The sequence below is a fragment of the Pantoea sp. DY-5 genome (assembly GCF_019795955.1).
GTDB classification, from domain to species: Bacteria; Pseudomonadota; Gammaproteobacteria; order Enterobacterales; family Enterobacteriaceae; genus Pantoea; species Pantoea leporis.
In genome coordinates this window covers 1287625-1301574 of sequence record NZ_JAIMIE010000001.1, presented here as the reverse complement: position 1 = coordinate 1301574, position 13950 = coordinate 1287625, and the positions used below count along the sequence as shown (strand labels likewise).

10 protein-coding genes are annotated in these 13950 nt (G+C 57.0%); 5 read left to right on the top strand and 5 right to left on the bottom strand.

Translation table 11 applies throughout. The annotated features are described in order from the left end of the window. Positions 1–12: 12 nt before the first annotated feature. Complete coding sequence (locus K5Y30_RS06150; protein WP_222210710.1) at positions 13–1623, bottom strand: inorganic phosphate transporter; 1611 nt, start codon at positions 1621–1623, stop codon at positions 13–15. A 162-nt stretch (positions 1624–1785) separates the two neighbouring features. Here K5Y30_RS06150 and K5Y30_RS06145 point away from each other — a divergent pair, with 162 nt between their 5' ends. Then, positions 1786–2811 (top strand): transporter, encoded by a 1026-nt coding sequence (locus K5Y30_RS06145; RefSeq protein ID WP_222210709.1) that lies wholly within the window; start codon positions 1786–1788, stop codon positions 2809–2811. A 166-nt stretch (positions 2812–2977) separates the two neighbouring features. On the opposite strand, the gene K5Y30_RS06140 is transcribed toward K5Y30_RS06145, so the two are convergent. Beyond that, on the bottom strand, positions 2978–4030 hold the full coding sequence (locus K5Y30_RS06140; protein ID WP_101763163.1) for a L,D-transpeptidase family protein: 1053 nt from the start codon (positions 4028–4030) through the stop codon (positions 2978–2980). Between the two features lie 196 nt (positions 4031–4226). Then, a complete protein-coding gene (locus K5Y30_RS06135) occupies positions 4227–6041 on the bottom strand; it encodes a glycoside hydrolase family 15 protein (RefSeq protein WP_222210708.1) in 1815 nt (604 codons plus the stop codon). Between the two features lie 117 nt (positions 6042–6158). Here K5Y30_RS06135 and K5Y30_RS06130 point away from each other — a divergent pair, with 117 nt between their 5' ends. After that, on the top strand, positions 6159–6935 hold the full coding sequence (locus K5Y30_RS06130; protein WP_110865774.1) for an SDR family oxidoreductase: 777 nt from the start codon (positions 6159–6161) through the stop codon (positions 6933–6935). Here K5Y30_RS06130 and K5Y30_RS06125 read toward each other — a convergent pair whose 3' ends face one another. Then, positions 6936–7511 carry a DedA family protein gene (locus K5Y30_RS06125; protein WP_110865775.1) on the bottom strand — a complete coding sequence of 192 codons (576 nt, stop codon included), beginning with the start codon at positions 7509–7511 and terminating at the stop codon, positions 6936–6938. Positions 7512–7677: 166 nt separating this feature from the next. On the opposite strand from K5Y30_RS06125, the gene K5Y30_RS06120 reads away from it, so the two are divergent. The 3 genes from K5Y30_RS06120 (at position 7678) to K5Y30_RS06110 (ending at position 12112) form a co-directional block, all read left to right on the top strand. Further along, positions 7678–8265: a Yip1 family protein gene (locus K5Y30_RS06120; RefSeq protein ID WP_101763159.1), complete on the top strand. Its 588-nt coding sequence runs from the start codon at positions 7678–7680 to the stop codon at positions 8263–8265. A gap of 221 nt (positions 8266–8486) precedes the next feature. Continuing rightward, the gene (gene pbpG, locus K5Y30_RS06115) at positions 8487–9416 is read left to right on the top strand and encodes a D-alanyl-D-alanine endopeptidase (protein ID WP_137385419.1); all 930 of its coding nucleotides are present in this window, start codon (positions 8487–8489) and stop codon (positions 9414–9416) included. Positions 9417–9670: 254 nt separating this feature from the next. Beyond that, complete coding sequence (locus tag K5Y30_RS06110; RefSeq protein WP_222210707.1) at positions 9671–12112, top strand: DUF3772 domain-containing protein; 2442 nt, start codon at positions 9671–9673, stop codon at positions 12110–12112. 48 nt (positions 12113–12160) lie between these two features. Here the strand turns inward: K5Y30_RS06110 and dld are convergent, their stop codons facing one another. Continuing rightward, a complete protein-coding gene (dld, locus tag K5Y30_RS06105; protein ID WP_222210706.1) occupies positions 12161–13870 on the bottom strand; it encodes a D-lactate dehydrogenase in 1710 nt (569 codons plus the stop codon). Positions 13871–13950: the final 80 nt, after the last annotated feature.

Here is a 13950-nt window from a genome sequence, read left to right as displayed (position 1 = left end):
CATTTTCTCCCGTTACAGGTGGATAAACAGGGCGTAAAGGAGCCCCGAAAGTAAAACGGACACCGGTAGCGTCAGCACCCACGCCATCGCCAGATTGCGGATGGTGGCGAGTTGCAGACCTGAACGGTTGGCGGCCATCGTACCGGCGACGCCGGAAGAGAGCACATGCGTGGTAGAAACCGGCAGGCCAAACGCGTCGGCCGCGCCGATGGTCGCCATCGCTACCAGCTCAGCGCTGGCACCTTGCGCGTAGGTCAGATGGGTTTTGCCGATGCGTTCGCCCACCGTCACCACAATGCGACGCCAGCCAACCAGGGTGCCGAGACCCAGCGCTATCGCCACCACCACTTTCACCCACATCGGGATAAAGCGCGTGGCGGCATCCAGCTCTTTCTTCACCGCCGCCAGGTTGCGCGCGGTCTCTTCCGGCAGCGCTACTTTGGTGCTTTGCAGATGCTTAATGGTTTCGGAGGCCAGATACATGTCGTTTCGCGTGTTGGTCACCGCCTGCGCCGGAATATTCTCCACCGCGCCGTAGCGACGAATCTGGTCGCCGATATCGCCCAGCATCATGCCGAGCGCCGGCAACACCTGTGGACGATTCTGGCTGGTGCGCACGAATTCGGTCAGCACCTCGCGCGGCGCGGGCATGGCGGCGGGCGCCGGTTGCAGCGTCAGCAGCTGCTGTTCCGTCACCTGGGTTAAGGCGGCGACGCGCGGAATCTGCTCCGGCGGCAGCGAGCGGTTCAACGCATAGGCAATCGGCATGGTGCCGACCAGAATCAGCATGATTAGGCCCATGCCTTTCTGCCCGTCATTCGAGCCGTGCGCGAAAGAGACGCCGGTGCAGGTGAGGATCAGCAAGCCGCGAATCCATACCGGTGGCGGCTGATTACCTTTCGGCGCTTCATACAGCTGGCGATTGCGGATAAAGGCTTTCATCGCCAGCAGCAGCAGCGCGGCGCAGACGAAGCCAACAATCGGCGATAGCAGCAATGCGTAACCGACTTTAATTGCCTGATCCCAATCCACGCCGCTGGTACCGCTGCGGCCATGCAGCAAGGCGTTCGCCACACCAACGCCGATAATCGAACCGATCAGCGTATGCGAAGAGGAGGCCGGTAAACCAAAATACCAGGTGCCGAGGTTCCAGATAATCGCCGAGAACAGCAGCGCATAGACCATGGCAAAGCCGTGGCCGCTGCCCGCTTGCAGAATCAACTCCACCGGCAATAGCGAGATGATGCCGAACGCCACCACGCCGCTGGAGAGCAGCACGCCCAAAAAGTTACAGAAACCGGACCACATCACCGCCACGCCGGGTGACAGTGAATGGGTGTAGATCACCGTGGCGACGGCGTTGGCGGTATCGTGGAAACCATTCACAAATTCAAAACCGAGCGCAATGATCAGCGCCACGCCGAGCAGCAGGAACGGTATGTAGCTGGTGACCGGCGCACCGGTCTCTTCAACGTCATTAAACAGGTTGATGCCGGCATACAGCAGGCCAGCGATTAGCAACAGTACAAAGATCAGGCGTGAGGCAGGGCCGTTGCCGCGGTTAAGGTTCGGGCGTCCGCTGTGGGACGAGGAGGTCGATGCAGGTAAACTGTTTTCAGCCATAAAACACCTCAGTGTTAAATCACGATGCTCGAACGGCACCCGTTAATGGCAGTGTGATACGTGGTTTGTATGACAGAATGATGATGGCGCACACCCGGTGTCATCTTGCTGCAACATCCCTGTCGCACGCTGTGGATCTGACCGCTCGGGAATGACCTGCTAATGCTCCAGCCCGTACTACCGCTCGCCTCGCTGCCGGACTTCAATAACGACGTCGCCGGACTGATTCATGGTTATCTTTTTACGCCCGCGTCGCTGCCACAGCGGCTCAATGCACGCGAAGCGGCCCATCTGGCGCAGCAGCAGCTGCCGGAGTCGACCTTTATCTGGCTGCACATCAACCTTAATCACGCGCGTGCTGAACGCTGGGTTCAGGACCACTTTGGCGTAGACCACGATTTTTTCGACGAGATACATTCTGCTTCGCCGCGCACCCGTTTAGCCCAGCAAAACGATGCGCTGCTGGCGGTACTTAATGACGTCACCTTCAGTAAAGAGGAGCGCAGCACGCAGAACGCCACGTTGTGGATGTGGTGCTGCCCGCGTGTGGTGGTCACCGCGCGTTTTCGCCCGGTTAGCATGATCGAACGCATGCATCAGCAGATGAATGAACTGAAGTTCGCCGAGCCGGATGCGATGCTGCTGTGGCTGCTTGGCGAGCAGGAAGCGCAGCTGGAGCAAGTGGTGCGGCGTTCCAGTCAGGCGGTGGATGCGATTGAAGAGCGCTTACTGAGTGCGGCGATCAAAACCAATCGCCGCGAGCTGGGACAACTGCGTCGTATGCTGCTGCGCGTGCAGCGTTTGCTGGCACCGGAACCGGCGGCGCTGTTCCGCTTGCTGAATCGTCCGCCCAAATGGCTAAAGCGTGAACCCGCGGTCGAGCTGCGGATTTTCACCGAAGAGTTCAGCGTGGCGCTGAATGATTTGGCGAGTTTGATGGAGCGGATTCGTTTGCTGCAGGAAGAGATTGCCGCACGATTGATGGAGCAGAGCAACCGCACGCTGTTTTTGCTGACGGTGATTACCGTGCTGGCGCTGCCGATCAATATCGTGGCGGGATTTTTTGGCATGAACGTGGGCGGGATTCCGCTGGCGAATAATCCGCACGGCTTTTTGCTGCTGGTGTTAGTAGTACTGGCGTTTACCCTGGTGGCGGGTTGGCTGGCGTTTCGACGACCGCGTGATTGATTTGGCCAGGTCGCCATAAATGGCGACCCTACAAAACCCGGGAAGGGACGCGTCCGCCATAAATGGCGATCTTGCCGCTTCCGTAGGGGCGCCATTTATGGCGACCTCCTTAAAGCAGGCACAAAAAAGCCAGCCCGCAGGCTGGCTCTTCACATCATAACCACACTTACAGGCTGGTGGCCGGCTGCGCTGCTGGCGCTGCGCCGTTGATACCTTGCGGCGTCATTGGCTCTTCTTTCGGCAATGCGTCAGAAGACTCCTGCACCGGCACCGGTGCTGGCTGCACTTCGCCAGCTGGACCGTTGATTTTGATCGGCATACCGTTACGCGCCTGGATAGCGTTGTTAACCGCATCCTGGTTGGTGCTGGCATCGGCAATCACTTTGGTCACCGCGGAAGTCAGGTTGATTGGCACCACTTCGCGTGAGTTGAACTGCTCTTCAGTGGTTGACAGCGGGTTGTGTACTTCCACGTAGCGCGAACCATCTGGCTCAACGGTGGCTTTCACCGGCTGATCGATGAACTGTACGCGGGTGCCAACCGGCACGTTGTCGAACAGCCATTTGATGTCGTCAGCACGCAGACGCACACAGCCGTGGCTTACGCGCAGGCCGATACCGAAGTTGGCGTTAGTGCCGTGAATCGCATACAGGCGGCCGATATAGAGCGCGTGCAGGCCCATCGGGTTATCCGGACCCGCTGGGAACACCGCAGGAATGCTCTCGCCGCGTGCCGCATATTCTGCGTGCATCGCTTTGGTTGGTGTCCAGGTTGGGCCATCTTTCTTACGCTCAACCTTGGTCGTCCAGTTGACCGGCGTATCTTTACCCAGCTCGCCGATACCGATTGGCAGCACGACCACGGTCTTGGTGCCTTTCGGGTAGTAGTAAAGACGCATCTCAGCGCTGTTGATCACGATGCCTTCACGCGGCGCGTCAGGCAGAATCAGCTGCTGTGGGATGATCATTTTAGTGCCAGCTTTTGGCAGATAAACGTCAACGCCCGGATTGGCTTCCAGCATATTGCTGAGGCCCATCTGATACTGTGCAGCAAAGGCTTCCAGCGGAAGTTTGCTGTCATCAGGGACAGTGATTTCAATGTTTTCGCCGATCAGACGGCTGTTAGCCGGCGGCAGCGGATAGACTACTGCAAATGCCGACTGGCTGAACGCCGCCAGTGCGAGGGCGAGTGAAGCGAACGCGCGAATGCTCATTTTCATGTTTTTCAAGTCGTTATGGCCATGTTTCAGGCTTGTCAGTGTGTCGAATCCATCGTGGTCAGTATGACCCGCTGCGCATTATATGTGCATTGGCGCATTGATGGAAATCAGGATTTTTACTGGCTGCAAATACTTTACGCAATTCCTTGTCTTTACCCGACAATTCCCGTCGATCCGCAGCCCAAAATGTGAATTTTCACGGCTGCCACAGCGTCACTTCATTACTCAGTTTGCGATTGAGGAAAAAAGCGGCACTGATTAACGCCAGATGCGTCAACGCCTGCGGCATGTTACCCAACGCTTCGCCGTGTGAAGTGAACTCTTCGGCGTACAAACCAAGCGGATTGGCGTAACTCAGCAGCTTTTCAAACTCAAAATGCGCCTCATGTACGCGACCGGCTCGCGCCAGACACTCCACATACCAGAATGAGCAGGCACCGAATGATCCTTCTCCGCCGGTTAAAGCATCGGCAGGCGTCTCGTGAATGTTATAGCGTCGGACTAAACCGTCGCTCACCAGATGCGTTTTAATCGCGTCCAGCGTCGAAATCCAGTCGGGATCGGTGGAGCTGACAAAGCGCACCAGCGGCATCAGCAGCATCGAAGCATCCAGGAAATTGCCGCCGCGCGTAGCGGTGAAATGGCCCAGCTCCGGGTTCCAGAAGTTCTGCCAGATATCGTCGCGGATCTCGCTGCGCACCTTATCCCAGCGGTCGTACGGCATCGGCAGCGAACGTTTCAGGCCAAGGCGCAGTGCGCGATCGAGCGCGACCCAACACATCAGACGTGAATGCAGGAAATGTTCCGGCTCGCCGCGCATCTCCCAGATTCCGGCATCGGGCTGATTCCAGTTCACGCAGACGTAATCGATCATATCGGAGACATACTTCCAGCCGCGATGCGAAATTGCCTCGCCATATTTATTGGCGAGGTAGATGGCATCCATCAACTCGCCGTAAATATCGAGCTGCGTCTGGCGCCAGGCATCATTGCCGATGCGCACCGGACGTGAATTGGCGTAGCCGGAAAGATTGAGCAACTCGGTTTCGTGCAGCTCGGTGCCGCTGTCGAGGCGATACATCACCTGCAGATGCGGCGTGTCATCGTGGCTGTGTTCAACGCAGCGGCCGACCCATTTGGTAAAGTCGCGTGCTTCTTCGGTGTAGCCGAGGCGCATCAGCGCGTACATGCTGAATGAGGCATCGCGGATCCACGAGGCGCGATAATCCCAGTTGCGCTCGCCGCCCAACTCTTCGGGTAAGCCGAAGGTGGCGGCGGCGGCGATGGAACCGTGCTGATGCGAAGTGAGTAACTTCAGCGCCAGCGCCGAACGCGTCACCATCTCCTGCCAGCGGCCGCGATAGGAACTGTGGCTGCTCCAGCGTCGCCAGTACTCCAGCGTGTCGTGGAAACAGTGCTCGGTGGTGATGGTGGCCACGTTAGGATCGTCATCGTTACCAAAGACAAATTCAGCGGTTTCCCCGGCTTTCAGAGTGAATTCCGCCACCGCGCTGTGATTCTCGCGCGTCATCACCACCGAAGCGCTGAGGCGCAACGCCGGTTGTCCCGACGCAAGGAAGGCGATACCGCCGGGCCGCAGTTCGGTGGTGGTTTCGGCGCGTGCGTAGTCGTGGCGTGGCGCGCACAGCAGATGAAAGGTGGCGGTGCCGCGTACCATCTTTACGCGGCGCACGATACGCGGCACTTTGCTCTGCTCATCGCAGATCGGCATGTAATCGGTAATCTCTGCCACGCCCGCGTCATCAAGCCAGCGGGTTTGCAGAATATTGGTATCCGGCAAATAGAGCTGTTGCTGGCGGGCATTTTTCCAGTCTGGCGCGAGGGAGAAAAGTCCGGCCTCATCGCTGTCCAGCAGCGCGGCGAAAATCGACGGGCTATCGAGCTCCGGCCAGCAGAGATAATCAATGGTGCCATCGTTAGCAATCAGTGCGCAGGTGCGTAAATCACCAATCACGCCATGGTCGTCTATTCCGCGTTTAATCTCACTCATCGTGCCCCCTTTGCCGTAGGTAATTGTTAACTATAGACGAAACGGCAGATTCGGCGGCCCCGAGGCACAGAAGGATAACTTCTATACTGTAAAGACACCCTCAATCAGGAGAATGTAATGAGCTTAGGAAAACAGAAAGTCGCTGTGGTTACCGGATCCAGTTCAGGCATTGGCCGCAGCTGTGCGGTGATGCTGGCCGAAGCGGGTTATACGCTGGGCATCACCTGGAGTTCGGATGAAGAGGGCGCCCAGGAAACCGCGCGCATGGTGGAAAGTCGTGGACAGCAGGCGCAGGTGCGGCAGGTTGATCTCTCCGATCCACAAGCCGGCGCACAGCAACTGACGCAGCTGATCAACTCGCTGGGGCGCATTGACGTATTGGTGTGTAATGCCGGCGTGATGACCAAAGCCGACTTTCTCGATGTCACCTTTGAGGATTGGCGCAAAGTGTTCAACGTGGATGTCGATGGCGCGTTTCTTTGCGGGCAGATTGCCGCGCGTCATATGGTTGATCAGGGCGACGGCGGACGCATCATCAACATTACGTCGGTGCATGAACATACGCCGCTGCCGGATGCCACCGCCTATACCGCTGCCAAACATGCGCTCGGCGGCTTGACCAAATCGATGGCGCTGAGTCTCTTACCGCACCATATTCTGGTGAACGCGGTCGCACCGGGCGCAATTGCCACGGCGATGAACGATATGAAAGATGACCAGCAAGGACGACGTATGCCGGAAATCCCGATTGGGCGTCCCGGCGATACGCGTGAAGTGGCGAGTTTAGTGGCATGGCTCTGTTCGGAGTGGGCAACTTATACCACCGGACAATCGTTTATTGTCGACGGTGGTTTTATGTTGGCCAATCCGCAGTTTAAGGGGTACCACTCGTAATCAACCGGCGCGGCGGTGATTCCAGTGGCGAATGATGTAACGCAAGACGATGCCAAAAATTACCGCCGCCGCCAGCCACAACAGCGGCTTGAGGTGCTGATCGATCTTGTGCAGCCACGGCGCGACAATCTGTCCGGCAAAGTAGCCAAGCGAGACAAAGATCAGCGCCCACAGCGCCGCACCAATCACGTTCAGAATGAAGAAACGCAGCGGCTTGAGGCGGCTGGTGCCAATAATGATCGGCCCGACAATGCGGAAGCCGTACATAAAGCGCACGCCAATCACGAACAGGCTCGGGTGTTTTTGAATCAGCCGCTTAGCCTTACCAATTGTTTCCTGATGTTTACTGAAACGGCGCAAAATGCGCGTGCCATAACGGCGTCCCAGCCAGAACAGCAGCTGATCGCCAATAATGCCGCCGATCATCGCCGCCAGCACCACGCCGCTGAAGTGCAATAAGCCTTCATGCGCCGCCACACCCCCCAACAACGTGAACGTTTCCCCTTCGGCAATACAACCAATCAGCAGCGCCAGATAACCGTATTGGGTGATTAATCCATTGATATCGAGATGCAAATTATCCTCCCTGCAAAGTGTGAAATCGCTATTAGTGTATACCAGCGGCTTAATTTGTGTGGCGCCCCGCAAAAACGACGACGACGATTATACTTGAGCTAACGCTGCCTCCGTTGATCAGGCCGTTGGCTGTAAGGGCAGCCCATCGCAGCAAAGGAGTAAATGTATGAATCATGTCTGGGGTTTACTGGCGCATCCAGGTCAGGAAATGCGCGATATTAAACAGGAAAATGAGAGCGTTTCGCACCATTACACCCATCATGTTCTGCTAATGGCGGCGATCCCGGTGATCTGCGCCTTTATCGGTACCACGCAGCTGGGCTGGAATCTGGGCGAAGGGCAGTTCGTACAACTCAATCTACTGACCGGTATCGGTCTCGGCATTCTGTTCTATCTGATTATCCTCGGCGGCGTGGCGGTAATGGGCCGCGTGATCCACTGGATGGCGCGTAACTATCCGCAGCGTCCCAGCTTGCAGCGCTGTACGGTGTTTGCCGGCTATGTGGCCACGCCGCTGTTCCTCAGCGGGCTGGTGGCGCTCTATCCGCTGGTATGGCTGTGCGTGCTGGTGGGCGCGATGGCGCTGGTTTACACCGGTTATCTGCTTTACGTCGGCATCCCGGTGTTCCTGAGCATCGACCGTGATGAGAGCTTGCGCTTCTCCGGATCGACATTGGCGATTGGTGTGCTGGTGTTTGAAGTGCTGCTGGCGCTGACAGTGGTTCTGTGGGGTTACGGGCCACGGTTGTTTTAGGAAAGCCAGGTCGCCATAAATGGCGACCCTACAAAAAAACGCATCCACCTTCTACGGTCGTCATTCATGGCGACCTTTTTAACGCCCGGAAACAATCTCAATAAGAAATTTCTCAGGTAAGTGCGTATGATACTGCTGCCAGCCCGCATCCCGTCTGGATTGTTGCGGGCGGCCTGTGTCTCAACACAGCGCAAAACTCCTGACCGGATTTTTTTGACACGATGTCTGCAAAAATGCGTATTTCCTTGCTGTCGCTGGCACTGTTTGTCGCCGCGCCAGCCGCTATAACGCCCGCGCTCGCTGCGCCGGCGGCACTCGCAAACCTGGCGCCGATTGCACAACCGCAAATCGCCTCCGGCAGTGCCATGATTGTCGATCTGGAAAACAACAAAGTGCTGTTTTCCAGCCATCCTAACCGCGTACGTCCGATCGCCTCACTCACCAAAGTGATGACGGCGATGGTGGTGTTGGATGCCAAACTGCCGATGGATGAAATGCTGTCGGTGGATATCAGCCATACCGCTGAGATGCGCGGCGTGTTCTCCCGCGTCAAACTGAACAGCGAAATCAGCCGCCGCAACATGCTGCTACTGGCGCTGATGTCCTCGGAAAACCGCGCTGCCGCCAGCCTGGCGCATCACTATCCGGGCGGTTACGATGCGTTTATTCGCGCCATGAACGCCAAAGCACGCTCACTTGGCATGACGCACACGCGCTATGTCGAGCCGACGGGCCTGTCGATTCAGAACGTTTCCAGTGCAGAAGATCTGGTTAAACTGTTGAAAGCCACACGACAGTACCCGCTGATTGGCGAACTGAGCACCACCAAAGAAGACACCGCCGTATTCAAACATCCGAGCTACGCGCTGCCGTTCCGTAACACCAATCATCTGGTGTACAAAAACGACTGGCGCATCCAGTTGACCAAAACCGGTTATACCGATGAAGCCGGGCACTGCCTGGTGATGCGTACGGTGATCAACAACCGTCCGGTGGCGCTGGTGGTGCTGGATGCCTTTGGTAAATATACCCATTTCGCCGATGCCAACCGCCTGCGCGACTGGCTGGAAACCGGTAAAGCCGCACCGGTTCCGGCCGCTGCGCTGGCGTACAAAAAGCAGAAATCCGGCTTGACCGCGAATAATGAATAACCCTATTTGAAGCACGCACATACCGTAGCGGCGCAATTTATTGCGCATTGCAGATTCTGCAGGATGCGCAATAAATTGCGCCGCTACAAATTGTGCCTTGATTTGTTAAGCTCATCTGCAAAAACGCTTATCGTTAGCGCCAAAGTTTTACACCTTCATTCCTATAGTTTCAGTGTCGGCAACGTCTTAAACTAGCCGCCATTCACGATCGCACTTGCGTTTATCGGCTGTTATTACGCTGGAATCTCATTCATATGTTCAAGTTTCGTCATCTGTTTACCCCGTTTTTACTGCTGCTTGTGCTGTTAGCTCCCACGCTGAGCGTGGCCGCAGATACGCCGCCCAACGATCAGGCAGAGGACGCCGCACCCAAGGTGAATGCCTCGGTCGAGCTGCCTAAGATGCAGAAAATTCTCGACAAAATTAAAGGCCAGGTCTCGGGCGATACCAATGAAAGCCAGCTCAACCAGCTTAATGAGATGGCGCTGGAGCTTTCCGGTAATGCCGAAACCCTCGGCCAGGCGTTGATCCCGCAGGGCCAGCAATTGGATGCACAATTGGCGGTTCTTGGCCCGGCACCGAAAGCCGATAGCGGCGTGAAAGAGACGCCTGAAGTGACGCGCAAACGTGCGGCGCTGGAGAGCCAGAAAGCCAAGCTGGACGATCAGATCAAACAAGCCGATGGCATCAAAAACGGTGCGCTGGTGCTGTCATCGCAGATCGTCAACCTGCGTCGTGACCAGCTGAAAAGCCAGCTGGCGCTGAACTCTGGCAGTATCCTTGGCCCGCGCTTCTGGGCGCCGCTGGTCAGCAGTCAGGATCTTGATGGCGAGAAGATCAGCGAGTTCATTACTGAATTGCAGGACACCGCCGCGCTGTCGTGGGAATCTGGCTGGCGTTTCGGCACCGTGGCCTGGCTGTTTGCCGCGATGCTGGTGATGACGCTGGGCCGTCGCTACAGCGAAGAGTTCTTTGCCTGGGTCAGCATTCATAAAATGCCGGAAGGGCGCTTACGTCGCAGCTTCCTCGCCGCCACCACCGCGCTCACCACGCTGGCCGCGGTGGTCATTACCTTTAACTTCATCGCGCTGGCCTTTACGCGCCGCGATGAAGTCTCGGGTGATGTGCAGGATTTTGTTGATCGTCTGGTACAGCTCAGCGTCTATTGCGGTTTGATTGCCGGTTTAGGCCGCGCGTTCCTCTCCACACGTCGCCCAAGCTGGCGTTTGCCGGCCATCTCCAACGAAGTGGCGCAGGCACTGAAGCCGTTCCCGCCATTCACTGCGGCGCTGGTGTTTGTTTTCCAGACGGTGGAAGCCTTTAACTACAGCGTCGGCACCAGCCTGAATACCACCATTTTTGCGAATGGCTTGACCGCGCTGCTGATCGGCAGCACCGGACTGGCGATCGGCATGCGCATCAACCGCGTGCGCCGCCGCATGGTGCAGGAAGGTCAGCAGCCTGAAGCGCGTTCAACGTTGGTGGGATTGGTGCAGCTGGCGCTGATGCTGACGGCGCTCGGCATCCTGATTTCACTGATCATCGGTTACGTCACGCTGGCGCGCTTCCTTAGCTATGAAGTGATTTGGTGCGGCATTTTGTTTGGTTCGTTCTACTTCCTCAGCCATCTGGTGAATGACGGCTGCGAAAGCCTGTTCTCCACCAGCAATGCCACCGGCAAGCGCCTGCAAACCACGCTGAATATTGATGAGCGTTATCTGCAACAGGCGGCAACGCTGCTCAGCGCGCTGGGTAAAACCGTGCTGATTGCCATTCTGGCGCTGGCACTGCTGAACGGCACCTTTGCCTCATCAACGCCGATTGAGCTGATCCAGAAGGTGATTGAGTTCTGGGGCGGCAAAGGGCTGGAGTCGCTGAACATTGTGCCGGCGCACATGGTGAACGCGATTCTCTGTCTGGTGGTGGGCATTTACGTGCTGCGTTCGGTGCGTCGCTGGCTGGATAAAGATTTCCTGCCCAAAACCACCATGGACGTCGGCATGCGCGTGTCGTTGGTGACGCTGTTCAGCAATATCGGTTACGTGCTGATTATCCTGCTGACGCTGTCGATTATGGGCCTGCAGTGGAACAAACTGGCGTGGATTGTGAGCGCCTTGTCGGTCGGTATCGGTTTCGGCTTACAGGAGATTGTGAAGAACTTTATTTCCGGCCTGATTCTGTTAACCGAGCGTCCGGTGAAAGTGGGCGATCTGGTGAGCATCAGCGGCATTGAAGGGGATATCCGTCGTATTAACGTGCGCGCCACCGAAATTCAGCTGGGCGACAAATCGACGGTGATTGTGCCGAACTCGCAATTTATTTCGCAGAACGTGCGTAACGCCACCATGGGTAACGCGCAGGGCGTGGTCACCATCTTGCTGACGTTCCCGCTGGATATCGATCCGGTGCGGGTGCGTGAAATTCTGCTGGAAGTGTATCAGGAGAACGAACGTATTCTGGAGACGCCGGAGCCGTCCGTGTCGTTCAAAGATTTGACGCCAGCGGGCATCGTGTTGAGCGTCACCGGCAACGTTGCCGGTCAACGCCAGATTTCCGGTGCCAAGAGCGATCTGCTGTTCGATATTCTGACGCGTCTGCGCAAAGAGGGCATTATGCTATCGACGCCGCAGACCATGATCATCGAGCGCCGCGCCGTGGCCGCAGCACAAGATCAGCAAAGCGATCCGTTGCCATAAATCCGTAGGGTGGCCATTTATGGCCACCTTTTCCACTCTCGCACCGACTCAAACCTTCACAGCCCAACCCTTCTGCTTGCTGGTTTTCCCAATTCCCGGATTGAAAGTGTTAGTAGGATCCAGTTGCTGATAAAACGCCTGCAGCTGCGGTTTCGCCTGATACAGATGGCCCACGTTATGCTCGGCCGGATACTCGGCGCCGCGCGCGGCTAAAATCGCCAGCATCTTCTCTTTTAACGCATGCGCATCCACGCCTTTTTTCACGATGTAATCCTGATGGAAGACGTGGCAGAAGAAGTGGCCGTAGTAGAGACGGTGGCTCAGATCGTTATCGAACTCGGGCGGCAGGCGTTCAAACCACGCTTCATCATTACGACGCAGCGCGATATCCAGCGCCAGAATGTCTTCCACTTCATCGGCATGCACCGCGTGATAGCGCACCGCAGCTCCGGCGGCGGCAAAGCGATGCAGGAACGCGTGCGCACCCTCTTTGGCGTCACACGCGAAGAACGCGCCGCCGCCTTCGCGGAAATATTCGGTCAGATAGGCCTGCGCTTCGGCGACGCCGTCGCCGGACATCTTCAGCATCAGGTGATGCTCATATTTGTCGCGATACTGCTTCAGGCGTTTAGGCAGATGCGCCGGTAGCCAGCTGCTGACGCGCTGCAATAAACGATCGGTGAGATGCGGTTTCACCCAGTTCAGCTTGCCCAGCCAGGCATCCACGCGGCCTTTTAGGGTGAAAAATAGCGGCATTTTGTCGGTGCCGAGTTTATCAATCATCACGAAAGTATCTTTGCCGTACACCTCGGCGATGTCGAAAATGTCGCGGTGCATATATTCGCCCGCCACCGGCAGATGGGTAAATTCCGCCAGAATATGGCGGCGAATATCGCCCAATTCCGCCGGATTATTGGTGCCGATGTAGAACACCTGCTGCTGCGGTTCGGTGGGGAAGGTATCCAGACGCACGGCAAACACCGCCAGCTTACCGGCGCAGCCAGAGGCTTCAAACAGGCGGCGCTCATCGGCGTTGAAGCGCGCTGGCGTCTCTGCATTGATGTCGCGCACGCGGTCGGCGTATTCATGATCCGAGGCGTGACGTTCATCCCAGCGCACATCGCTCTGCTGCCAGCGATCGTCATCCAGCCGACCCAACATCTCTTCCGGCGAATGGCCGAGATCGATGCCGAGATGGTTCACCAGCTTGAGTTTGCCGCTGGCATCAATCTGCGCAAACAGCGCCATTTCGCTGTAGGCCGGACCGCGTTTGATCAGCGATCCACCCGAGTTATTGCAAATCCCGCCCATCACCGAGGCGCCAATGCAGGAAGAACCGATCACCGAATGCGGCTCGCGGCCAAGCGGTTTCAGCGCTTTTTCCAGCTGATACAGCGTGCTGCCGGGGAAGGCGAGGATCTGTTTGCCGTTGTCGATCAGCTGCAACTTATCCAGACGCAAGGTGCTGATGATCACCACCGGACGATCGTAATCGTTGCCGTTTGGCGTGGAACCTTCGGTCAGGCCGGTGTTGGCGGCCTGCATCAAAATGATCGCATCGGCGCTGACCAGCGCCTGCAACGCACGCCACAGCTCGAGCAGCGAACCAGGGAAAATCACCGCCAGCGCTTCGCCTTCGCCCGAGCGAAAACCTTTGCGGTAGCGCGCGGTCTGTTCCGCGTCGGTTAACAGGTTCGACGATCCGACCAGACGACGCAGTTCGGCGAGCAGAGTAGGGTGCGAAGTGTTGTTATTCATTGGCCTATCCTTGTCTTTAACATGGCGCTTTTACTGTAGCATGCGTCAGCGACAGGATCGCGGTGTGACATGGCGGCTAC